The sequence below is a fragment of the Bacillus cereus group sp. BfR-BA-01524 genome (assembly GCF_022662595.1).
Lineage (GTDB): Bacteria > Bacillota > Bacilli > Bacillales > Bacillaceae_G > Bacillus_A > Bacillus_A thuringiensis_S.
This window is the reverse complement of record NZ_JAKUDW010000022.1, coordinates 1-23,528: the sequence shown is the minus strand read 5'-3', so window position 1 is coordinate 23,528 and position 23,528 is coordinate 1. Positions and strand designations below refer to the sequence as shown.

Below are 23,528 nucleotides of genomic sequence, written 5' to 3'. Positions count from 1 at the left end.
TGATATACTCTTATTTTCACCAACAAAATATATTGAAATATACGAAATAAAAAAAGACCTGCTAAGCAGGTCTTTTCCATTTAAAAAACAAAAAAGGAGCATAAAAGCTCCTTTTTTTATCGTCTACGACGGTTACGTAAAAATGCTGGAATATCGATATCATCTGAATCTGAATGACGCTCATGTACAACTGGCTCTTCACGCTTCATTTCACGTTTTACTTCACGTTGTTTTGAAGGTTGAGCTACTGGTTGTTGCTGTTGTTGAGTGTGGTTCGCATTCGGACGAATAATTGGTTTTGGTGGTTGAGTTGCAATGCTATCATCAAAACCAGTTGCAATTACAGTTACAACGATATCATCTTTTAATCCTTCGTTAATAACAGAACCGAAGATCATATTTACTTCTGGATCTGAAGCTGAAGCTACGATATCTGCCGCTTCTTGTACTTCATATAAGCTTAAGTTAGCGCCACCCGTAATGTTCATGATAACACCTTGAGCTCCATCAATAGATGTTTCTAGTAATGGACTAGAAATCGCTTTTTTCGCTGCTTCTGCAGCACGATTTTCCCCGTTACCAGAACCAATACCCATTAAAGCAGAACCTCTATTAGACATAATTGTCTTTACGTCTGCAAAGTCTAAGTTAATTAAACCTGGCGTTGCAATTAAATCCGAAATACCTTGAACACCTTGACGTAATACGTTATCAGCTTCACGGAATGCTTCTAACATTGGCGTATTTTTATCAACAATCTCTAATAAGCGATCGTTTGGAATTACAATAAGAGTATCTACATTTTCTTTAAATGCTGCAATACCAGATGCTGCTTGCGTCGCACGCTTACGTCCTTCAAAAGTAAATGGACGTGTTACAACACCAACTGTTAAAGCACCTAATTCTTTTGCAACTTGAGCAACAACTGGAGCTGCACCAGTTCCAGTTCCACCGCCCATACCAGCAGTTACGAAGACCATATCTGCACCACGAAGTGCTTCTTGGATCTGTTCTTTACTTTCTTCTGCAGCTTTTTTCCCTACTTCAGGGTTTGCGCCTGCACCAAGTCCACGCGTTAATTTTCCACCAATTTGCATTTTCGTTTCAGCTTTTGATAGATTTAATGCTTGTGCATCAGTGTTCACAGCGATAAAGTCTACACCTTGTACACCGTGTTCAATCATACGGTTTACAGCATTGTTTCCGCCACCGCCGACACCGATAACTTTTATATTCGCTAATTGATCTTGAGTAGTATCAAACTCTAACATGTCGAAATCCCCCTAGAACCTCATTTTTCGTGTCCAATTTTAATCCCATAAATAACGGAATACACGTTTTACTTTTGACATCATGCGGTCATCATTTTGATTATTATTGTTTTGATTACGAGTTTTTTGTTTTGCAGGTTGCTGTTGTACCGGCGTTGGTGCTGGTGCTGGTACTGGTTCAAAATGCTCTTGCTTTTCCTGCACATTTTTCCCACGTAATTTAGCTTTTTGATAAGAATGTTTAATTAATCCAACTCCACTTGTATATTGGGGCTCACGCACACCAATATAATCAGGAGTTGCTACACGAACATTTTCATGTAAAATATCATATGCAAGATCAAGAACACCCGGCATAGAAGCAATTCCGCCAGTTAGTACATAACCAGAAGCCACTTGCTTTACTCCTAACTTACGCACTTCATCTTGAACAAACATTAAAATTTCCTCTACACGAGCCTCTATTATATCCGATAATTCCAACTGAGAATATTGTTCTGTTTGATCACTTCCCATAATAGGAACCGTAAACATCTCTTCTTCAGATGCTGTATCATAAAAAGCATGTCCATATTTCAACTTAATTTGATCTGCATTTTCTGTTGAAGTTTTCAACCCAATCGCAATATCCTTCGTTATATGGTCTCCACCTAATGGTAATACGCTCGTCGCTTGTAACTCTCCATCTTTAAAAATAGATAGAGTTGTAGATCCTCCCCCCATATCAACAAGGGCTACTCCTCTATTTTTTTCATCTGAAGATATAGCAACTGTTGCAGCCGCTAAAGGTTGAAGACAAATATCAACAATTTCAAGACCTGCTTTTTCTACACAACGAAGTAGGTTATGTAGTAAAGTTCTCGAGCCTGTAATAAGTGTACCTTCCATTTCTAATCTTACACCGATCATCCCGCGTGGATCGTTAATCTCGTCAAGACCGTCTACGATGAACTGTCGAGGTACCACATCAATAAACTCACGTTCTGGAGCAATTGACACAACTTGTGCTGCATCTAGAACGCGTAAGACATCTTCATTCCCGATTTCACGATCTTCATTTGAAACAGCGACTACTCCGTGACAAGGAAGTAGCTGTACCTGGTTTGCATTGACACCTACTACAACTTGCTCAATGTGGATTCCCACCATGCGCTCAGCTTGTTCAATTGCTTTTTTAATTGATCGAACAGTCTCGTCTATATCAACTATCGATCCCTTCTTTAAACCATTTGATTTTACATTTCCAACACCAATAATGTTTAAGCTGTCATTAACCATTTCACCAATGATGACTTTAACATTGGATGTACCGATGTCAAGACTAACATATATTTCATTGCTGTTCATTCTTTGGCACCTCCTTCTTTATTTATACCATACAACTCAATATATGGAACAACAATCGCAACTTTACTATTTATAAGAAAAATATTCAACGTCTTTATACGTTTCCCTTTTTTAACCCTATATTTTTCTTATTTTTATTTAGCATTCAATTAAGAATATCGCAGTAAACTATAAATAACTGCTTATCTTGAAATAATTCTATTTCGAGTGTAAAGTTTACCGCCAAGTATAAGTCTACACTAAGATGTACTCATAGAAAAGTGAAACTTGTACCAATACTAGTATGAATCTAAGAATTTTTACATATTTTTCATCAAATGAACCATTCTTCTAAATTCGTATACATATAATAGAACATTCGTTTCGTTTTTTCTGCTATAAGCAACGAAAACTACCATTCTATTCTTTTTTTTCTTCCGCACCTAATTCTTTCGTATATGCACCTACTTCTAAGTCAATTAATACCTTCTTACCTGGCTCAATTGTTTTTAAAATAAGCGGATAGGCTTCCATACGTTTTGCGAAATTTTGAATCGTAGTGCTCACTTCATAACCTTCATTCATATATAAAGTAAGATGATCTTCATTCGCATTCGTTGGTGAATAGCGAATCTCCGAAATAGATTTTAAAATAGCTGGTGTTAATTTTTCTAGTTCAGCGATTAACTCCTTCATTTTCTCTTCTTTAAAAGGTTCGAAAATCGGTGCTGCAACAGGAAGTTTTCCATTAGGTAGTACATCAAGCGTTTTTCCATTCTCTAATAACGGTTGTAATTTTCCCTCTTTATTTATATAACCAATCGTTAAATATTCTTCGATATGAATATCAATCTTGTTTGGAAAACGTTTTTTTACATTTACTGCTTTAATTTCTTTTCGCTTCGTTAAGTTTTCTTCAGCTTTATGTGCTGTCACTCGGAAATAACTTGTATCATATGTCACGCCTGAATCCTTCATTACTTGCTCATCCGTCATATAGTGATTTCCAAACACACTAATCTTTTTTATATTACTAAGCGGAGACCGAAAATAAATTAAAAAGAGCACTAATAAAAATAAAATTGATATGTATAAAATCAATCGATGATTAACATTTTTTTTGTTTTTTTTCTTTTGATTTTTCAATTTTGGTACACGATCTTGTAGTTTAATCACTTTACTATTATTCATGTACGATCCCCCTATGTAACATAAAGAACGGCATGTTCCTCATGCCGTTCTTATCTTCTTATTATAACATAAATGATAATGAGCGGAACGAATAACCGTTATCTTCCAATGATTTCTACTTCTGTGTGCATATCTACATCAAATTTATCCTTAATTGTATATTTTATTAATTCAATTAAAGACAATACATCTTGCGCTGAAGCTCCCCCGGTATTAACAATAAAATTGCCATGCATTTCAGAAATTTGAGCTCCACCAATCCTATAACCACGAAGCCCTGCTTTTTCTACTAAATCTCCTGCAAAATGTGGGATTGGATTCCGAAATACACTTCCTGCACACGGGTGATTCCATGGTTGCGTTTCACGGCGGTAATCTTTATTATTTTGCATGCTGCGTACAATTTCTTCACGTTTTCCCGCCTTTAATTGAAACTCCGCCTCTAAAACAATACCAGGACGTTTCGTTTGCAATACAGATGCCCGATAAGAAAACTCCAGTTCTTTATTCGTTAACCAGTCAATTGTACCGTCTTCAAACAGAATGAGAGCCTTCGATAATACACTCGATATATCCGATTTATGTGCACCTGCATTCATATATACTGCACCACCGACACTTCCTGGAATACCGCTTGCAAACTCCAATCCAGCTAGCCCTTGACGACTAAGTAAAGTTGACAATTTAATAAGAGGATATCCACTACCAACTCTTACCCTATGTTTTTCGACCTCTAAGTGATCTAATCCTTCTCCTAAACGAATAACAACACCTTCTATGCCTTGATCAGATACAAGAAGGTTTGAACCGCGCCCAATTACAGTCCACTTCGTTTTGTATTGCTTTACTAACTGTAATGTTTTTTCAATACCGGCTACATGCTTTGGCACAATTAAAATATCCGCTGGTCCACCTATCTTCATAGTTGTATAACGTGCTAACGACTCGTTAACTAAAACACGACCAACATCTGCTTCTATAAGCTCATTTACTAATTGTTCCATAGACAATCTCCCCCATATTAAGTCTCCTTATGACAATAATATGCAGGGCGTTCACCTAACGTTATCCCTCTATTTACGGGCAGTACAGCTCCTAAATCAAAATTCGGCGGTAACAAAGAAGTTAAGTGGTATCGGGATGCCAGTAAACATCCGATTAGTGAAAGGTAATAATCAACGAGAGAGAATCACTCCCCACTGATTAAAGCCTCACTTTATTTTTTTACAAGCTTATTCATTACTTCATACAGCTTATTTGCTGCATCTGGAATACCTAGTTGCTTAGCAGCTAGCTTCATATTTTGTAATGTTTGTGCATCCAATAAAATCTCATCAATATCACGAATAAGCGTTTCAGCTGTTAAATCTTTTTCAAGTAACATTTTTGCTGCTGCTTTATCAACAACTGAACGTGCATTCTTTTCCTGATGATTATTTGTTACGTACGGACTCGGTATTAACACACTTGGTTTTCCTAACGCTGTTAATTCTGCAAGTGTTGTTGCCCCAGCCCTTGAAACAACAAGGTCTACACCAGTTAGTACCTCTGGCATATTATGAATGAACGGCTTAATAATAACATTGTTCGGGTTCCCTTTTTGCTTCACGGCTTCCATCACTTTGTCATAATGCACTTCACCTGTTACATATAGTATTTCGTAGCTTTTGTTCCCAAACTGTTCAATCGCTTCAACAAAGGCATCGTTAATCGGTCTAGCCCCGCGACTTCCACCAAATATAAGTACAGACTTTTTAGGAAGAGAAAGTCCAACTGAACGTTTCCCTTTCATTCCACTTTGATCCATTACCTCTGATGCTCGTGGATTACCTGTCATTACTACTTTTGACTCTGGAAAATGCTCTGTAGCTGCTTCAAAACAAACAGCAACTTTATCAACATAACGGCTTAAAAATTTGTTCGTTACACCTGGTACACTATTTTGTTCATGTACAATAGTTGGAATACCCAATTTGGCTGCAGCGTATACAACTGGTCCACATACATATCCACCCGTTCCAATTACGATATCTGGATTAAAACGACGAATATATCGTTTACTATCTTGTACACCTTTTAGAAAACGCATTACTGTTTTCACATTATCTAATGATATTTTTCGTTTAAATCCACTTATAACAATAGATTGAAATGGTATACCTGCTTTTGGAACGATCGTACTCTCTAGTCCATTTTCCGTACCAATATATAAAAATCTTGCTTCTGGATTTAACTTTTTTATTTCTCTAATTAAAGCAAGAGCTGGATAAATATGACCACCAGTACCCCCACCACTCACTAATACACGCACTACTAACTCCTCCGCTTCTCTTTTCTTATTTCCATTATATTTATTTCTATATACATATTGCATTTTTACACACACATACGAAAAACCCTGTCTTATAAACAGGGTTTAGTAGCGAGAATGGCGACTTATATTTAATAATACACCTACTGCCATTAACATTAATGTCAAACTTGATCCACCATAACTTAAAAACGGCAAGGTAATACCCGTAACAGGCATCAGCCCTGTTACAACACCAACATTAATCATTACTTGAATCGCAATCATCGCCACAATACCTACTGCTAAAAACGTACCATATAAATCTGGCGCTCCTAATGCGATACGAATCCCGCGCCATAATAATAGACTAAATAATAATAACACAAATGAACCACCAATAAAACCTAATTCCTCGGATAAGATCGCAAATATAAAGTCAGTTTGTGGTTCAGGTAAGTAAAGAAATTTTTGTCTACTTTGTCCAAGTCCAAGCCCAAATAATCCACCAGGTCCAATTGCGAGTAGTGATTGGATAATTTGAAATCCACTTCCAAGCGGATCTGCCCACGGATCTAAATATGATGTAATGCGTTTCATTCGATACGGTGCTGATGCGATTAACGCTACAAATCCTGCTACACCAAGTAAACCAAACATTGCAAAGTGAAAGACCCTCGCTCCCGAAATAAATATCATAATTATACATGTTCCAACCATTACCGTTCCTGTCCCAAGGTCTGGCTGTAACATAATCATCCCAAAAGCAAGAAACACAAAACTAAGAGCCGGTAATAAACCACGTTTAAAAGATGTAATCAATTTTTGCCGTTCCGCTAAAAACTTTGCCAAGAAAATAATCATCGCAAACTTCATAAATTCTGACGGTTGAATCGAAAATGCTCCGATCCCAATCCAACTTCGTGCTCCTCCTCGGACAAGACCTACTCCAGGAATAAGAACGAGAATAAGAAGAATGAAGCAAACTAGCAAAATTACTTTTGAATACGTACGCCACACCCAATAATCAATTTTCATAATAAAAAACATAGCTACTACACCAAGACCCGCAAACAATAATTGTCTTTTGGCAAAAAAGAATGAGTCCCCCATTTTATAAGAGGCCCAAACAGCACTCGCACTATAAACCATAATCATTCCGATTGTCAACAAAGAAAGTGTTACGATGATGAGAATAAAATCAGGCGTTTTCTTCATTACCCACAAACACCACCTCTTTAGGCAGAACCTTTTGCCCTATGTAACAAAACATCAGTAGGTGTTAGCCTACTGATGTTTTGATTTACTTTATATAAGTTTATGCACAGCTTGTATAAAAATGTCTCCTCTTTCTTCAAATGTTTTAAATTGATCCCAGCTTGCACACGCTGGAGAAAGAAGAACAACATCACCATCTTTAGAATGAGCATAAGCTTTCACCACTGCTTCATCTAAAGTATCGACACTTTCAATTATATCTAATCCCGCTTTTTCTGCCGCTCTTACTAGTTTGGGAGCTGTTTGTCCAAATGTTACAATCGCTTTTACATTTTTGAAATACGGAATTAAATCATCGAATTCATTTCCGCGATCAAGCCCACCTGCTAGTAACACAATCGGTTGTGTAAACGCAGATAATGCTTTCTCAGTCGCTAACATATTCGTTGCTTTTGAATCATTATAAAACTTACGGTTGTTAATCGTTGTTACATATTCTAATCGATGTTTTACACCCGTAAAACGTTTTAACACTACCGTAATTGCTTCATTAGAAGTACCTAATAATTTCGCAATACTCATCGCAGCTAAAATATTTTCTAGATTATGTTGACCAGGTAAAACGATATCGCTTACTTCAACAACTTTTTCACCTTTGAAATAAAGAGCGTTGTCTTTTATACACGCGCCATCTTCAATTTCTTTCGTTGTCGAAAACAGGATTTTTTGGCCTTTAGTATCCGCAGATAAAGCCATCACGTCTGCATCATCCGCATTTATTACACTATAGTCGTTTTCTGTTTGGTTTTTAAAAATATTTGCTTTTGCTAAACCATATTCCTTCTTCGTCCCATGATAATCTAAGTGGGCTTCAAATAAGTTTAAGAACGCTGCAATTTTAGGTTGGAACGATTCTACTCCCATCAATTGGAATGATGAAAGTTCTGTAACTATAACTTCATTTTCTTTTGCATCCTGTGCTACTTCACACGCTACTGTTCCAATGTTCCCTGCAATTACAGGATGCTTTTGTCCTTCTTTTAGCATTTCAAATGTAAGCATTGTCGTCGTCGTTTTACCGTTAGACCCCGTAATCCCAACAAATGGTGCTTTTGAAATACGATATGCTAATTCAACTTCCGTAACAATTGGAATTTGCTTTTCTTTCGCAGCAACTAATATTGGATTAGAATACGGAATTCCTGGATTTTTTACTACAAGAGAAATATTTCTCTCTAATAATTCTAAAGGATGACCACCGCATACAACGTCCATTCCTTTTGCTTGTAATTCTGCAGCAAGTACATTGTCTGCTAAAGGTTTTCCGTCATTTACAATAACATTTGCCCCTAACTTTTGTAACAATGTAGCTGCTGCATAACCACTTTTTGCAATGCCTAATACAAGAATATTCTTATTTTGAAATTCAGTTACAGTTTTCAATTACATCCACACCCCGATATAAATTCCTAACACAGCTAATAAAAATCCTGCAGACCAAAACGTCACAACAACACGCCACTCTGACCAACCACATAATTCATAATGATGATGTAATGGACTCATTTTAAAGACACGTTTTCCTGTTGTTTTAAATGAAATGACCTGAATAATAACCGATAAAGTTTCCATTACGAATACTCCGCCAATAATTACAAGTAGCAATTCTTGTTTTAATAAAATCGCTACAGCTGCAATGGCTCCACCTAAAGCTAATGAACCTGTATCTCCCATAAACACTTTTGCTGGATTCGCATTGAATACTAAAAATCCAAGTACAGCTCCTACAACTGCCATACAGAATATCGCTACTCCAAATTGCTCTTGTGCCACAGCAATAATACTAAATGCTCCAAATGCAATAGCCGCTGTTCCTGATAATAAACCATCTAAACCATCAGTTAAGTTAACTGCATTTGATCCACCAATAAGCATAAATAGTACAAGTACAAAATACGCCCAACCTAATTCAAACTTAACATCCGTTCCCGGAATCATGATGTATGTGTGGAACGCTTGCCCTTTTCCAATTAAAAAGAACGCAATAGCAATAACAAGCTGACCTACTAATTTTTGTTTTGATGTTAAACCAAGATTTCTCTTCTTAACTACCTTTATGTAGTCATCTAAAAATCCGATCAACCCGTAACCAAATGTCACTAATAGTAATAACGAAACCTCTGCACCTAAATAATTAAACTTAATCGCCATAATAAGTGAAGTTACCATCATAGATACGTATATGACGATACCACCCATTGTCGGTGTCCCTGATTTTTTTTGATGTGACTTTGGTCCCTCATCACGAATACTCTGTCCGAACTTTAATTTTCTTAAAAATGGAATAAACAATGGCGAAAGGGCAACAGAAATTAAGAATGCTACCCCAGCCGTTACTAATAAACCTTGCTCAAGCACATGTAGTCCTCCTCTCACGTTGTTACTCTTCGTTGTTTAAACGCCCTATAATTGCTTCTTTAGCAACTTCACGATCATCAAAATGATGAACTTCTTTACCAATAATTTGATACGTTTCATGACCCTTACCAGCAATAATAATGATATCATCTGCTTTCACTTTAGCAATTGCATGGTGTATTGCTTCTTTTCTATCAATAATCACTTCATAATTATTCCCACTTGCACCATGTACCATATCATCTAAAATAGCCGCTGGATCTTCACTTCTTGGATTATCTGATGTATAAATTGCATGAGTTGCATATTTCGTTGCAACACTTGCCATTATCGGTCTCTTCGTTCGATCCCTATCGCCGCCACAACCAACGATACAATACACATCACCTTTTGCAAATTGTTTTGCAGTTTTTAATACATTTTCTAAACTATCCGGCGTATGTGCATAATCAACAATAACTGTATAATTTTGTCCGCCATCAACAACTTCAAAGCGTCCTGGAACCCCAGCTAGTTCCTTTATAACAGCAATGATTGTTTCTAATTTCACACCCGAAACAAGTCCTGCTGCTGTTGCTGCAAGTACGTTATATACATTAAATTTACCTATTAATTTCATCGTAACATTTACACTTTCATACGGTGTGACAAGCGTAAATGTAGTCCCGCCACTCGTCATAACGATATTTTTGGCCATAATGTCACTTGTTGTGTCAATACCATATGTTACAACTGTTGCTGCAGTACTTCTCATATACTCTTCTGTTACATTATCATCGCTATTCAGCACAGCGTACTTTTCACGATTATGATTATAACTATTGCCAAGCTGTGCAAATAGTAACCCTTTTGCATGTTTATATTCTTCCATCGTTTTATGATAGTCTAAATGATCTTGTGTTAAATTCGTAAACACCGCTACATCGTAATCACATCCATGTACACGCCCAAGATCTAACGCATGTGACGAAACTTCCATTACCGTGCTGTCCACACCTTGTTCAACCATTTTTGAAAACGTCTGTTGAAGTGTTAGTGCATCTGGTGTTGTATTTTTCACCTCAAATGTTTCATCACCGATTTTCATATTAATCGTTCCAATTAGCCCTGTTTTATGACCATGTGCTCGCATAATCTCATCCATAATATGCGATGTTGTTGTCTTTCCATTTGTACCTGTAATTCCGATTAAATGTAACTTGTGTGTCGGTTGACCATAAAAATAATCAGCTAAAACCGCTAACGAACGAAAAGTATTTTTCACAAGTACAACTGGAACGTCAACATCAATTGGTCTTTCCGCAACAATAGCAGCCGCCCCTTGTGCCGCTGCTTGCTTAGCAAAATCATGGCTATCAACCGTATATCCTTTCATACATACAAATAAGCTTCCTTCTTTCACTTTACGTGAATCAGCTTCTATAGATGTGATTTCTGGATTTTCTTTTGGAACAACTGGAAAATCATGCAAACATGATAAAAGTGTATGCAACTTCATTTCACTAAACCCTCTCTACATTGTTTATTTATCTTTTTTTCAGTAAGCAACACATTACCTCCTATATAAGGAGGTAAGTGCTACTGGCCTATTTATGAATGAGACACTTATTGTCTCAAATTAAGTAACTGTTCTATAAAGAACTCACTTCCACCAATTGTACCATAAAACGTACTATGTTACCTTTAATTCCCGAAGTAAATTCTAATTTTTGAGCCTTCTTTTACTTTAGCTCCCGCTTCTGGTGATTGCTTAATTACTTTCTCTCCATCTCCACTTATATCAAGCTTCAAATCGACGAGTTGTGTTTGTAAGTCTTTCTTTTTCATTCCAATTAAATTCGGAACTTCCACAGTTGGTGTATCGCCCCATTTATATTCTTTCTCAACTTGTTCTTTTCTCGGTTTCACTCCCATAACAGGAAGCGCATCTCGAAGGATATTCCCGACAATTGGAGCTGCTACCACTCCACCAAACTGTGTAACTCCTTTCGGATTATCAACAGCAACATACACAACAATCTCTGGATCATCCGCTGGAGCAAATCCGATAAAAGATACTATATAATTATTCTCTAAATATTTACCATCTTTCACCTTTTGAGCAGTACCCGTTTTTCCACCTACACGATATCCATCAATATAAGCTCCTTTACCAGAACCTTTCGCTACAACATTCTCTAATGCATAACGAACTTTTTCTGAAGTTTCCTTGGAAATAACTTTTCTTTTCTCAACAGGTGTCTTTTTACTAACAACTTGATTATTTTCCGGATCAATAAATTCCTTAGCTATATACGGCTGGTACAATGTTCCACCATTTACAGCCGCCGCTACAGCTGCCACTTGTTGAATTGGTGTAACAGAAACCCCTTGGCCGAATGAAGTTGTTGCTTGCTCTACTGGACCAACTTTATCTAAATTAAATAAAATCCCACTGCCTTCACCTTGCAAGTCAATTCCTGTTTTCTGTCCAAAGCCGAAATTACGAATGTATTTAAATAATCGGTCTTTACCAAGGCGATCACCAAGTTCAATAAATCCCGGGTTACATGAGTTTTGAACGACTTCTAAAAACGTTTGACTGCCATGACCTCCTGCTTTCCAGCATTTCAATCTAGCTCCACCGACTTCAGCTGCTCCATCATCATAAAACGTATCCTTCTCTAAGTCTACTAAATTTTCATTCAATGCTGCAGCTAGTGTAATGATCTTAAATGTTGAACCAGGCTCATACGTACTCCACACAGGTAGATTTCTGTTATACACTTCTGGAGAGACACTTTGAAAATCCGCTGGATCAAAACTCGGCCGACTAGACATACCTAAAATTTCACCATTTTTAGGATTCATTGCAATTGCAATCATACCGTCTGGATTATAAGTTGACTCCGCAATATTCATTTCTCTTTCCATAATCCTTGTAATACGCGCATCGATTGTTAATCCTAAATTTAAACCGGCTTCTGGTTTTTTGAAATCATCCCCAACATTAGGCATCCTTTGTCCTTTCGCATCTGCAAAAAAACGCACATGACCTTTGTCCCCATTTAGCTCTTTATCATAATATTTTTCTAGTCCCATAAGACCTTGGTTATCGCTACCTGCAAAACCTAATACATGTGATAAAAAGTTTCCAAATGGATAGTACCGGATAGAATCTTCTGCGATATACACGCCCTTCAAACTTAATCCTCGTACTTCTTTCGCTTTGTCATGTGATATTTTCCTTCCGCCTTTATCTAACCTTACAATCGATTCTTTTTTTGTAATCCTTTTATAAATCTCATCTTTTTCCACACCTAATACTGCAGCTAACTTCTCTGCAGTCTCTGCTGGTTTTTCAATTTGCCTCGGTACAACAAAGACAGTTGGAGCACTTTTATTCGTGGCAAGTTCCACACCATTTCGGTCTAAAATCTTCCCACGTTCGGGTTCAAAAGTAATATTACGACTCCATGAATCTTTCGCACGATCCGTTAACATATTCCCAAGAAAAAATTGCACATATCCAAGACGAATATCGATAATAGTGAAAATAAGTATACCTGATATAAGTATAAAAATAAGTCGTTTTCTAACTGTTACATTTGATACACGCATATCGGAACAAGCCTCCCTTACGCCTAGCTTGTTCCAATATATGCTTGTACTTATTTAATTAGAACTTCTTCTCTTTTACCATTACGGCTTTTCTGCTTCTTGTTGTGGTTCGAGTGGCGGTACGAGTGTGACACCTAATTCTATACCAGGTTGTAATAACGTTCCTTCCGCCACACTTTGTTCTGTTACGTATCCAGTACCAGAAGGCTTCAAGTTAAGCTGTAATGTCTTCGCTAAATTCATAACATCACGTAATGCCCATCCTTGTATATTTGGCATTGTAGGCTTATCTCCTACCAAGAAGACTCGGTCACCTTTCAATGTTTGTTCAGTCGCTTTTGGTACTTGTTGCTGTACTTTCCCTTCACCTAATACGATTGGACGAAGTTTTGCTTTATCAATTGCTTTCCCCGCTTCAGCCATCGTTTTACCAGTTACATCTGGAACAGTAGTTTGTTGCTCTTTCAGATGTTTTTTCGGGTCTTTCACTTCATTTGGCTTAATCTTTAAATACTCTAAACTATTTTTTGTTACATATTTAAAAATATCAGCTAAAGGCTGTGCACCGTTCTCATCATCTTTTAATTTCGGCTGTTTAACAGCTACATACACAACAAGTTGTGGGTCGTCCATTGGTGCCATACCTAAGAATGAGAATATATAATTCTGTCTTCCTGTCATATAGCCGCCTTTTCCATCCGGAATTTGCGCTGTTCCTGTCTTACCACCAACTGAATATCCATCAATTTTATAAGCTGTCCCTGTACCTTTCGGAGATGTAACAACGCGTTCTAATAACTGTCTTACTTGCGCTGCTGTTTCCTTTGTAACAGGTTTTCCTACTTCTTCTGGCTTATGTTCTAATTTCACTTTCCCTGTTATCGGATCTACAATTTTATCAATTGCATAAGGTTTCATCATTTTCCCATCATTTGCAATGGCCGTTGCAGCTTGTACAAGCTGAATTGGTGTTACAGTGGAACCTTGTCCAAAAGCTGTTGTCACTTGTTGTATTTGCTGATCGAATAAAATTGTATTCGATCCTTCACCTGATAAATCAATGTTCGTTTTTTCATCTAATCCAAAACTATGAATATATTTTCGGAAACGTTCTGGACCAAGTTTTTGGTCTCCTAAAATTGCAAACGCTACGTTTGAAGAACGCTCTACCCCTTCATCAAAGGTGATAGAACCCCAACCAGCACCACCGTTATGGTCTTTTATTTTCCTATTTCCGACTTGATATGTCCCAGACTGATAATAATCTTGTCCTTTGTACACACCTTCATTAATAGCTGCCGCTAACGTAAAAATTTTCATTGTTGATCCAGGTTCAAATGCATTTGCGATTGCATCATTGAAGAAATATTTAATTTGACGATCATTAGGGTCATAACTAGGTTTAGTAGACATCGCTAATATTTTTCCAGTTTTCGGATCTGCAACAATCCCTATTAAACTTTCTGGCTCATATTGCTTACTTGCTGCTTTCATCGCGTCTTCTAAATAACTTTGGACACGTTGATCAATTGTTAAATACGCGTTATCTCCATTTTTAGGTGCCTTTACGTTAACTTTTCCACCATCAAGGGATACACCTTTACGATCACCTGTATATGCTACTTCTCCGTTAGAAGCACTTAAATATTTATCCAAGCTTTTCTCTATACCAAATTGACCTACCGAGGTCCCATTCTCATTTGGTTTTGCATGACCTATAACGTAAGATGCAAAATCACCGTTTGGATACACCCTTGCATTTTCTGTAATAAAAGATATTCCCGGCAACTTCAACGCTTCTATTTGTTCCTTCTTTTCTTTCGTCAAATCCTTACCTAACGTTCCAAATTCGACTTGACTTCTACCTTCCTTATTCAAGGAAGCTAAAATATCCTCTTCGCCTTTTCCAAGTACTCCTGCAATTTTCTTTGCAGTATCTTCTTTATTCTCAACAGAGTTAGCACCTTTTAGCGCAGCTACTATTTTATAAGAGTTTGCGTCTTGCGCTAACACATGACCATTTTGATCATAAATGGTGCCTCGGTTCGCTTCAAGAACTCCTTTTTTACTATGCTTTTGTTTAGCAAGTGCATCTAAATCTTGATTATGCACTGTTCCTGTTGATTGTATGTAAAAAAATCGGGCTAATAACAGCAAAAAGAGCAGGAGGAAAAATATCATAAAATAACCTGCTCCCTTATTGGTATGAAATTTAGTCATATTCTTCTTCATCTTTCCTTCACACCTATTGCCTTATTTGAGGCCTTTCACATTATTCGCATTAATTTCTAGCCCGTGTTTTTTTGCAACTTCAGCGATTCGTTCATAGCGACTTAACTTCTCTACTTCAGCTTGTAATTCTTGATTTTCTTTTTGCTGCTGTACAATTTTTTCTTCTATCGTCGCTGCTTCTACATTAACTTGATAAAGGCCTGCTTTATTTCCAATAAACGCGACACAGGCATACAATAAAAAGCCAATAAACGCTACATACAACATTTTTTCGATTCTTGTAATTTTCGCTTTAACCTTCGGCTTAGCCATCTGCTGTGGGGGCGTTTGAATTTGCACCTCTTCTTGCGCTTGTTGTTTGTACTTTACAGCTAAATTAGTCATACCTCTCTCTCCCTTTTATCGTTTTTCAGCGATTCTCAACTTCGCAGAACGCGCACGATTATTTTCTTCTAGCTCTATATCAGAAGGTAAAATCGGTTTTCTTGTAATAAGCTTTAATTTCGGTTTAAATTCATCAGGAATAATCGGTAATCCTGGCGGCAATTGTGGCGTTGTACTATTTCGCTTAAACGTTGTTTTACAAATGCGATCTTCTAATGAATGGAATGTTATAACACTAACCCTTCCACCTGGTTTAACCATCTCAATAGCAGATTCCAATGCTTCTTCAAATACTTTTAATTCATCATTTACAGCTATACGAATTGCCTGAAACACTCGCTTAGCAGGATGCCCACCAGTTCTACGAGCAGGAGCCGGAATACCTTCTTTAATTAGCTCTACTAATTCTCCTGTCGTTTCAATAACTTTATTCTCACGATAAGCTTCAATTTTTCTTGCAATTTGTTTTGAAAATTTCTCTTCACCGTATTGGAAGAAAATCCTTACAAGTTGTTCATATGACCAGCTATTTACAACATCATATGCTGTTAATGGGGCATCTTGATCCATCCGCATATCTAACGGTGCATCATGATGATAACTAAAGCCTCGCTCTGGTGTATCTAATTGTGGGGATGAAACACCTAAATCAAATAAAATACCGTCTACTTCTGTTATACCTATTTCTTGCAGTTTTTCAGCTAAATAACGGAAGTTACTCTTTACTGTTATAAACTGTTCACCGTATGAAGAGAACTTTTCTTTCGCGTTTTGAATCGCTATCTCATCTTGATCAAACGCTATTAATTTTCCACCTTCAGTTAATTGGGATAATAAATAAGAACTATGTCCTCCTCCCCCCAGTGTACAATCTACATATGTACCATCTGGCTTTATATCTAAGCCGTCTACTGTTTCCTTTAAAAGCACTGTTACGTGTTTAAACATTGTTGCACCTACTCTTTTTCCAATTAATTATGTTGAATGTATCCCTTCCTCTAAGCACATATTTCACGCTTAGAGAATGAAATAATACGAAAGAACGACTCATTTAACTTACCAACAAAGGCAACATACTATACAAATCGCTATTTTCTTTTATTATATACTAAATTTTATCATCTTTTGCGGGAATTTAAATAAAAAACTGTCGAAAAAGCGAATAATACGTTTACATTTTGTGCTATTTTGTCATATATTTAAGTATCCAACAAAATTACCATATCCAACACTTTTTTTGATTGATAATTCAGAAAAAAATCACTTCACAGTAAATTCAACGGAATAAAAATAAAATCCTGCTCCAAAGAGCAAGATTTTATAGTTTTATAACATGATGTTTTCCGTCCCAAGAAAAAGGGTTTTCCATTACACGATCAACGAAATCCAAACCAAACTGATTTAAATAATAACATACATTCCACACACGTTCTTGCGGCACACCTAATGGACGAAGTGCGAATTGTATACGGCGGAATTTATTTAGTTGAACCTCATACTTTTTCTCAACATTTCTTTTCAACATTCTTTCCAGCAGTTCAATTTGTTCATTAATTTTCAATTCGTTTTTCCCTGCAAACGCACCTAACCCTGGCTCTATTTTCTTTACAAATTGCTGTAAAGATGTATGAATATCAGCAATTTCTTTTTTCGCCTTTTCAAAATGATCATCAATCGGTTCCTCTATTCGATTAGACAACCAGTTTTCACGCAGTTTATCGACATCATTTAAAAACGGATCACTTTCTCTCAATTGCAGATCGAATAAATCTGTCGCTATATCTCTCTCCACATAAGTAATTGTAAGACGAGGAACGACAGGTGGCATTTGAAAACCGACAGTATGGAATACTTGTTGTAATTCACTCCAATAAGCTAATTCCCCTGGACCTCCAATAAATGCGAGCGTAGGAAATACATACTCTTGCATAAGAGGACGCGTTACAACATTATTACTAAAACGTGCCGGATTTCTCTCCATTTCTTCAATCAACTCTTCATATGAAAAGGAATGCGCCCCATCCTTTCCAACAAACTTACCTTGATGCTCTTCAAGCAATACTCGTTCATTATCTATTTCCATGAATATATGCACTGCATGAGACTTCGTTTCAATAATCGGTTTGTATCCTAGTTCTTTAATTACTTCCTGCTGATTACGAAGCCCCTCTTGCACCTCTTTATACTTACTTATAATTCGCTTAAAAAATGGAATTTCTAACTTTCTTAATTCAGGATGATGTGAATCAACAAGGATTAAACCAGAATTAGCAAAGATTTTCGTAATAAGATGAGCAAAGAAATCTACATACGTATTCGATTTTTTCAAAGCATCATCAACAAATTTTAATACATCCTTTGTAAAATTTGTTTCTGGGTATGTTTTAAAAATCTCTTCAATCCAACTTCTACAATCTTCAACAGAAAGTTCAGACTCAGAAGCACTCGCCTTTTTCGGATTACGATCATAAAAAATAGTTTTTTTCATCTTTTTATTTTTCGCTACAAAAGTATGGTTAATCTCATCCATATCATGGTCTTCACCCGCAATCCAGAAGACAGGGACAACTTTAACTCCTAAACTTTCTTCCTTTTCCTTTGCAAGCTGTAAAATTGAAATAACTTTATGAATTGTATAAAGCGGTCCAGTTAATAACCCCGCTTGTTGTCCAGCTATAACAACATATGTATTTTCATCTCCAAGCGCTTTTGCATTTTGAAGTGTAGATTCTCCCGCTTGTAATTTTGTATTATATTCTAATAAATGCGCTACTAAATCTTGGCGGAAAAACTCCCTTTCACGCAAATCATGTAAACGTTGTTTAAAAGCATCTTCTGTTAACATATAATCAAAACATGACTGTATCTCTTTTTTACCGTTCATATAGTCCGCTACAACACCTTGTTGCGGAACAGAGATTTCTTTTATCTCCATATAATTCTTCCTTTCGTATCCAGTTCTCTCACCAATCCACATTGTAGTCAATGTTTCACGTAAAAGCAAAGAATAACACTTATACTCTTGTTTCTAACCCTTTTATTGCATCGAACAAAAATTGAAGTGTCGGAACTGGTCGTTGCTGTTTCTTAGCCTCTTCTAATACATACCCAACAATCGCATTAATTTCCGTCTGTCTATTCGCTCTTACATCCGCTAACATAGAGGATGTATTACGAGACGTTCCTTCACACACATTTCGTACCATTTGCCATACCATCGCTTTTTCTTCTCTAATAAGAAATGCGACCTCCTGAAACACTTGCTCCATCATCTGATAAAAAAAGCGATTCGTGATTAATTCACCATTCTTAACTCCCAATAGCGCTGTCAACGGATTGATACATACATTTACTACTAATTTTTCGCGCATAATCTCTTCCCAATCCGTTTCTATTTGAACTGGGAAATAAGCAACAGGAAAAGAATGAAATATTTTTTTAAAATGTATAGATTGGCCACAAACCACGCCAAATTTTGTTACACCTACTCCAGTATGATGAACGATATGCCCTGCCTCTTTTTTCGCACCATGTTCTACAATACCAACAGCTATATTTTCACTCCCTATTTGCAGCATCTTTGGAAGGTGCGACATTCCGTTTTGCAAAAAGATTAATGATGATGCACCTTCCAAAAACGGTAGTATGTCATCTATATGATATTGCTTCACAGCAATAAATATATAATCTAAATTTTGCGCTACCATACTTTCTAGCGGTAAAACAGCTGGATATACCGTTTCACATCTTCCATCTCTAATACAAGTTATACCTGTTTCATTTAACTCTTCAGCTTGCTTAGCTGTTCTTGTAAACAACGTAACATCTTGGTTACTTTTTTGTAAATAAAATGTATACAATAGACCAATAGCACCTGGTCCGACAATTCCAATTTTCATTTTCACACAAGGGATTCACATTAAGCGCCCTTGCCTCCCCCCTTTTTTATATCTTTTTAAAGTACATAAGCACACCCTCTAATTTCGTTGTCCTCTGCCAAACAAATACACTCTCATTTTTCACTATGTATATACTGCCTATTAATACACTTATACTCTTAGTTTAGCAAATCCTCAAAAAAATAATAAAAGAAATATACTATCTTCTTCATAAAAATAAAAAAATGAGTTATACTATTATTATAAATATTTTTACTTTTCTGCATTCAACGAGATAAGAAAAGGATGTGATGTAATGGGATTCCCAAAAGTTGAGCGCTTGCTCATCAATTATAAAACGTTAGATGAATTCAAAAAATTTAAAGGGTGCGGAGCCCAGGAACTATCTATGCTGGAAGAATTACAAGCAAACATTATTGAAAACGACAGTGAATCTCCATTTTACGGTATTTATTATGGCGGATCACTAATCGCACGTATGAGTCTATATATGAAAAGAAACGGCGGAGAACCATTCGAAATTACAGGTCCTTACCTAGAACTTTATAAACTTGAAGTATTACCAACTTTTCAAAAACAAGGATTCGGACAAATGCTTGTAAATCATGCGAAACAACTGCAATTTCCTATTAAAACGATAGCGCGTATTCATTCAGCTGGTTTTTGGGATAAATTAAATTTCAGCCCCGTATCAGTAACTGATGGAGATTTTTATATTTGGCATCCAGAAACAAATTTGAATGCGGTTACAAACGAAGAATCGGCTTAAGAAATAAAAAAAAACAGCTGTATAACAGCTGTTTTTTATTTCTTAAGCTTCTCTAACTTCTCAGTCGAGCGAGCATTGTTTCTTTCCGCTACCATTACACTTCTTTTTTGATCGATATAATCAAGCAATGTTCTATACTCTTCCTCATATACTGATAATCGCTCCAGAAGACGCTCTCTTTCTGTTTGTAATGATTCAACTTGTTGTTGCAACACCGTTAAAGAGTTTTCATCTTTATAATTTTGCAAGAAATCAATAACATCATTCAACGTAATTGACGTAGGTTCTAACACCTTTGTCTCTTTCACTTCATAATTTTCTACTTTACGAAGTTGCTTCGCTTCCTCAATACGTTCTTTATATTGCTTTCTTACGTAAGAATTCCATCTAAATCCACACGCTGCTGGTGTACGAGATAAATTTTTCCCCACTTCCTTAAAGGCAGAAAGTTGTGTTCCACCTTCTCGAATATGCCGGAGTACTACTTCTGCCAGAAGCAAATCTTCATCATCAGTCCAAGCATCTTGTCTTGTTGTCGCCATTTCTCTAGTCCTCCCTATGCATTTTTTATTAAGCATATGCAGTTACTAGAAAAGATAGAATACAACAACTAAAGATTAAGACAAAAAAAATAAACGCAGAAGATATCTTCTGCGTTTATTTTCCCGCAATTACTTGCTGATTACTTCTTTACCTTTGTAAGTACCGCATGCTTTACATACACGGTGAGCTAATTTCGCTTCACCACAGCTTGGGCACTCTACCATACCAGGTACTGATAATTTGAAATGCGTACGACGCTTTCTTTTTACTGTTTTAGAAGTTCTTCTAAAAGGTACAGCCATTCTTCCCACCTCCTTAAAAGAAATAGTTATTTTCATATGAAGGCCTGAACCAGTCTTCCGATTATTTGTCAAAAAACTTTGCAAGTCCTGCCAATCTTGGATCAACAGTCTTTTCTTTGTCTTCTTCCGAAATCACTTGCCAGTCTTGACCTTGCGTCGGTGCTCCACCAGAAACATCATCACTGAAAATTTGCATTGGAATCTCCAAAAGTATATTTTCCTTGATTACGGGCAGTAAGTCAAGTACTTCTCCTTCTAAACAATGAATTTCAGCTTCAGTTTCAAATTCTTCTTGTGAAGTTTGGAACACCTCAGTTGTTTTAATGTCAAATGGTAATGTCACATCTACTAAAGAGCGAGAACATGGTAAAACCATGCTTCCAGTTATATGTAGATGAAACGTAAACTTACCGGAGCCAAAATCAACTCTTCCCGTTACATGAACAGGATTAATTTCACGAATATCTTTCTCGACCTCTTTTAGCTCACTTACATCTACCATCTCATCCAATGTCAATCCTTTATTTCTCAATTTATTCAATTGATGGATGGACCATTTCATATCATATCACCTCAAGGCAACAAACAAAATTATAGCTAGCCATTTTATATTTGTCAATGTTTTTTCTTTACACTATAATGAAGTCATCATAGTAAATAATATATAGAGTATCACGTTTTTCAAAAAGATGCTACATCGAAAGGAGAGATTACCATAAAAGCTAGTGGTATTGTTGTTGAATATAACCCTTTTCATAACGGTCATCTTTATCATGTGCAAGAGACAAAAAAGTTAACACAATCCGATATAATAATTGCCGTTATGAGTGGTCCTTTTTTACAGCGTGGTGAGCCCGCACTCATTTCCAAATGGTATCGCACTAAAATGGCCTTAGCAAACGGCGTAGACCTTGTTGTAGAGCTTCCATACGTCTTTGCAACACAAAAGGCTGAAACCTTCGCAAATGGTGCCATTTCCATTTTAAATGCCCTACATGTTTCTGAAATTTGTTTCGGTAGTGAGGATGGACAAATCGAAAATTTTTATAATACCATCTCCGTACAAAAAAATGAAGAAGAGACTTTTAACTGCCTTGTAAAACAATTCATGGACGCTGGCAATAGTTATGCAAAAGCAACATCGGATGCTTTTGCACACATTTTAACATCCGAAAAAAACATAGATATGTCACAACCAAATAATATTTTAGGCTTCCAATACATTAAAGCAATTCTGTCACAAAATAGCTCTATACAAGCTCAAACTATAAAAAGATTCGCCTCTCATTATCATGATGAAACATTTAATGACCAACATATTGCAAGTGCGACAAGCATTCGAAAACAACTCTTTAGCGAAGAAGGATCATTTACAACAATTGAACCTTTTCTCCCACAGGCAACCGCTTCGCTTTTAGCAAATTACAAACAAAACTACGGGATATTACATAATTGGGAACAATACTTTTCATTTTTTAAATATAAACTCATGACGATGTCTCCAGGGGACTTACGACATATATATGAAATAGAAGAAGGTTTAGAGCATCGTATTTTATCAAAAATACAAAACAGTTCCTCCTTCTATTCATTCATGGAAGCATTAAAAACAAAACGTTATACATGGACTAGATTACAAAGAGCTTGTACACACATTTTAACAAACACAACAAAAGAGGAAATACGTAGCGCAAATATAGAACAACATGCACCATATATCCGCCTGCTAGGCATGTCACAAAAAGGACAAACTTACCTTTCAAAAAACAAGAAAAAAATTGAACTTCCAATCCTTACTCATACAAAAACATTTGACCATGCTGCTTTAGATATAGAGAGAAAAGCAAACTCTGTATATTTTTCCATCATGCACGAACCGTTACGCACGCAACTATTAAAACAAGACATAACACACCATCCTATTCGCTATGATGAAACAACGACAAAATTTCTATAAAAAAACATCTCTATTTCTGAAGTGAACCCGAATAGTGGTACATGAAAAAAACACCTCCTGAATTCGCATACTAAGTATGCAAATTCAATGGAGGTGTTTTTGGTTTGAAGACAAGAGTTCATTACCCA

General features: G+C 36.5%; 20 protein-coding genes. 2 read left to right on the top strand and 18 right to left on the bottom strand.

Translation table 11 applies throughout. The features are described from left to right. Window positions 1-116: 116 nt before the first annotated feature. From ftsZ to panE, 15 genes are all read right to left on the bottom strand, one after another. On the bottom strand, window positions 117-1,271 hold the full coding sequence (gene ftsZ, locus MR170_RS10195) for a cell division protein FtsZ (protein ID WP_000888984.1): 1,155 nt from the start codon (window positions 1,269-1,271) through the stop codon (window positions 117-119). A gap of 39 nt (window positions 1,272-1,310) precedes the next feature. After that, window positions 1,311-2,618: a cell division protein FtsA gene (ftsA, locus tag MR170_RS10190; protein ID WP_001087557.1), complete on the bottom strand. Its 1,308-nt coding sequence runs from the start codon at window positions 2,616-2,618 to the stop codon at window positions 1,311-1,313. Window positions 2,619-3,017: 399 nt separating this feature from the next. Beyond that, entirely contained in the window at window positions 3,018-3,788 is a 771-nt protein-coding gene (divIB, locus tag MR170_RS10185; RefSeq protein WP_001065789.1) for a cell division protein DivIB, read from the bottom strand. A gap of 98 nt (window positions 3,789-3,886) precedes the next feature. Further along, entirely contained in the window at window positions 3,887-4,792 is a 906-nt protein-coding gene (murB, locus tag MR170_RS10180; protein WP_242308201.1) for a UDP-N-acetylmuramate dehydrogenase, read from the bottom strand. A gap of 212 nt (window positions 4,793-5,004) precedes the next feature. Then, the gene (murG, locus tag MR170_RS10175) at window positions 5,005-6,099 is read right to left on the bottom strand and encodes an undecaprenyldiphospho-muramoylpentapeptide beta-N-acetylglucosaminyltransferase (RefSeq protein ID WP_242308199.1); all 1,095 of its coding nucleotides are present in this window, start codon (window positions 6,097-6,099) and stop codon (window positions 5,005-5,007) included. Between the two features lie 105 nt (window positions 6,100-6,204). After that, the gene (gene spoVE, locus MR170_RS10170; protein ID WP_016080476.1) at window positions 6,205-7,296 is read right to left on the bottom strand and encodes a stage V sporulation protein E; all 1,092 of its coding nucleotides are present in this window, start codon (window positions 7,294-7,296) and stop codon (window positions 6,205-6,207) included. A 90-nt stretch (window positions 7,297-7,386) separates the two neighbouring features. Next, window positions 7,387-8,739 carry a UDP-N-acetylmuramoyl-L-alanine--D-glutamate ligase gene (gene murD, locus MR170_RS10165; RefSeq protein ID WP_016080475.1) on the bottom strand — a complete coding sequence of 451 codons (1,353 nt, stop codon included), beginning with the start codon at window positions 8,737-8,739 and terminating at the stop codon, window positions 7,387-7,389. Then, window positions 8,740-9,714 carry a phospho-N-acetylmuramoyl-pentapeptide-transferase gene (mraY, locus tag MR170_RS10160; RefSeq protein ID WP_000893060.1) on the bottom strand — a complete coding sequence of 325 codons (975 nt, stop codon included), beginning with the start codon at window positions 9,712-9,714 and terminating at the stop codon, window positions 8,740-8,742. A gap of 22 nt (window positions 9,715-9,736) precedes the next feature. Further along, window positions 9,737-11,212, bottom strand: coding sequence for a UDP-N-acetylmuramoyl-L-alanyl-D-glutamate--2,6-diaminopimelate ligase (gene murE / locus MR170_RS10155; protein ID WP_016080474.1), 1,476 nt, complete (start codon window positions 11,210-11,212; stop codon window positions 9,737-9,739). Window positions 11,213-11,397: 185 nt separating this feature from the next. Further along, window positions 11,398-13,314, bottom strand: a complete 1,917-nt coding sequence (locus MR170_RS10150; RefSeq protein ID WP_016080473.1) for a stage V sporulation protein D — start codon at window positions 13,312-13,314, stop codon at window positions 11,398-11,400. 81 nt (window positions 13,315-13,395) lie between these two features. Then, the gene (locus tag MR170_RS10145; RefSeq protein WP_481746781.1) at window positions 13,396-15,546 is read right to left on the bottom strand and encodes a penicillin-binding protein; all 2,151 of its coding nucleotides are present in this window, start codon (window positions 15,544-15,546) and stop codon (window positions 13,396-13,398) included. A 21-nt stretch (window positions 15,547-15,567) separates the two neighbouring features. Then, window positions 15,568-15,930, bottom strand: coding sequence for a cell division protein FtsL (ftsL, locus tag MR170_RS10140; protein ID WP_016080471.1), 363 nt, complete (start codon window positions 15,928-15,930; stop codon window positions 15,568-15,570). 15 nt (window positions 15,931-15,945) lie between these two features. Beyond that, a complete protein-coding gene (gene rsmH / locus MR170_RS10135) occupies window positions 15,946-16,878 on the bottom strand; it encodes a 16S rRNA (cytosine(1402)-N(4))-methyltransferase RsmH (RefSeq protein ID WP_242308197.1) in 933 nt (310 codons plus the stop codon). A 370-nt stretch (window positions 16,879-17,248) separates the two neighbouring features. Continuing rightward, the gene (gene bshC, locus MR170_RS10130; RefSeq protein WP_242308195.1) at window positions 17,249-18,865 is read right to left on the bottom strand and encodes a bacillithiol biosynthesis cysteine-adding enzyme BshC; all 1,617 of its coding nucleotides are present in this window, start codon (window positions 18,863-18,865) and stop codon (window positions 17,249-17,251) included. A gap of 79 nt (window positions 18,866-18,944) precedes the next feature. Beyond that, window positions 18,945-19,829: a 2-dehydropantoate 2-reductase gene (gene panE / locus MR170_RS10125; protein WP_042969062.1), complete on the bottom strand. Its 885-nt coding sequence runs from the start codon at window positions 19,827-19,829 to the stop codon at window positions 18,945-18,947. A gap of 295 nt (window positions 19,830-20,124) precedes the next feature. Here panE and MR170_RS10120 point away from each other — a divergent pair, with 295 nt between their 5' ends. Further along, the gene (locus MR170_RS10120) at window positions 20,125-20,598 is read left to right on the top strand and encodes an N-acetyltransferase (RefSeq protein WP_000506690.1); all 474 of its coding nucleotides are present in this window, start codon (window positions 20,125-20,127) and stop codon (window positions 20,596-20,598) included. Between the two features lie 35 nt (window positions 20,599-20,633). Here the strand turns inward: MR170_RS10120 and MR170_RS10115 are convergent, their stop codons facing one another. The 3 genes from MR170_RS10115 to MR170_RS10105 form a co-directional block, all read right to left on the bottom strand. Beyond that, complete coding sequence (locus MR170_RS10115; RefSeq protein WP_000246469.1) at window positions 20,634-21,140, bottom strand: RsfA family transcriptional regulator; 507 nt, start codon at window positions 21,138-21,140, stop codon at window positions 20,634-20,636. 129 nt (window positions 21,141-21,269) lie between these two features. Beyond that, a complete protein-coding gene (gene rpmF, locus MR170_RS10110; protein WP_001984764.1) occupies window positions 21,270-21,443 on the bottom strand; it encodes a 50S ribosomal protein L32 in 174 nt (57 codons plus the stop codon). A 61-nt stretch (window positions 21,444-21,504) separates the two neighbouring features. Then, complete coding sequence (locus MR170_RS10105; protein WP_000872146.1) at window positions 21,505-22,005, bottom strand: YceD family protein; 501 nt, start codon at window positions 22,003-22,005, stop codon at window positions 21,505-21,507. Window positions 22,006-22,218: 213 nt separating this feature from the next. On the opposite strand from MR170_RS10105, the gene MR170_RS10100 reads away from it, so the two are divergent. After that, a complete protein-coding gene (locus MR170_RS10100) occupies window positions 22,219-23,400 on the top strand; it encodes a nucleotidyltransferase (RefSeq protein ID WP_242308193.1) in 1,182 nt (393 codons plus the stop codon). Window positions 23,401-23,528: the final 128 nt, after the last annotated feature.

What these genes read in the sequence shown, in the direction of transcription:
- ftsZ (WP_000888984.1), bottom strand. Translation starts at nt 1,271, where the DNA reads ATGTTAGAGTTTGATACTACTCAAGATCAATTAGCGAATATAAAAGTT.
- ftsA (WP_001087557.1), bottom strand. Translation starts at nt 2,618, where the DNA reads ATGAACAGCAATGAAATATATGTTAGTCTTGACATCGGTACATCCAAT.
- divIB (WP_001065789.1), bottom strand. Translation starts at nt 3,788, where the DNA reads ATGAATAATAGTAAAGTGATTAAACTACAAGATCGTGTACCAAAATTG.
- murB (WP_242308201.1), bottom strand. Translation starts at nt 4,792, where the DNA reads ATGGAACAATTAGTAAATGAGCTTATAGAAGCAGATGTTGGTCGTGTT.
- spoVE (WP_016080476.1), bottom strand. Translation starts at nt 7,296, where the DNA reads ATGAAGAAAACGCCTGATTTTATTCTCATCATCGTAACACTTTCTTTG.
- murE (WP_016080474.1), bottom strand. Translation starts at nt 11,212, where the DNA reads ATGAAGTTGCATACACTTTTATCATGTTTGCATGATTTTCCAGTTGTT.
- MR170_RS10150 (WP_016080473.1), bottom strand. Translation starts at nt 13,314, where the DNA reads ATGCGTGTATCAAATGTAACAGTTAGAAAACGACTTATTTTTATACTT.
- MR170_RS10145 (WP_481746781.1), bottom strand. Translation starts at nt 15,546, where the DNA reads ATGAAGAAGAATATGACTAAATTTCATACCAATAAGGGAGCAGGTTAT.
- ftsL (WP_016080471.1), bottom strand. Translation starts at nt 15,930, where the DNA reads ATGACTAATTTAGCTGTAAAGTACAAACAACAAGCGCAAGAAGAGGTG.
- rsmH (WP_242308197.1), bottom strand. Translation starts at nt 16,878, where the DNA reads ATGTTTAAACACGTAACAGTGCTTTTAAAGGAAACAGTAGACGGCTTA.
- bshC (WP_242308195.1), bottom strand. Translation starts at nt 18,865, where the DNA reads ATGGAGATAAAAGAAATCTCTGTTCCGCAACAAGGTGTTGTAGCGGAC.
- panE (WP_042969062.1), bottom strand. Translation starts at nt 19,829, where the DNA reads ATGAAAATTGGAATTGTCGGACCAGGTGCTATTGGTCTATTGTATACA.
- MR170_RS10120 (WP_000506690.1), top strand. Translation starts at nt 20,125, where the DNA reads ATGGGATTCCCAAAAGTTGAGCGCTTGCTCATCAATTATAAAACGTTA.
- MR170_RS10115 (WP_000246469.1), bottom strand. Translation starts at nt 21,140, where the DNA reads ATGGCGACAACAAGACAAGATGCTTGGACTGATGATGAAGATTTGCTT.
- rpmF (WP_001984764.1), bottom strand. Translation starts at nt 21,443, where the DNA reads ATGGCTGTACCTTTTAGAAGAACTTCTAAAACAGTAAAAAGAAAGCGT.
- MR170_RS10105 (WP_000872146.1), bottom strand. Translation starts at nt 22,005, where the DNA reads ATGAAATGGTCCATCCATCAATTGAATAAATTGAGAAATAAAGGATTG.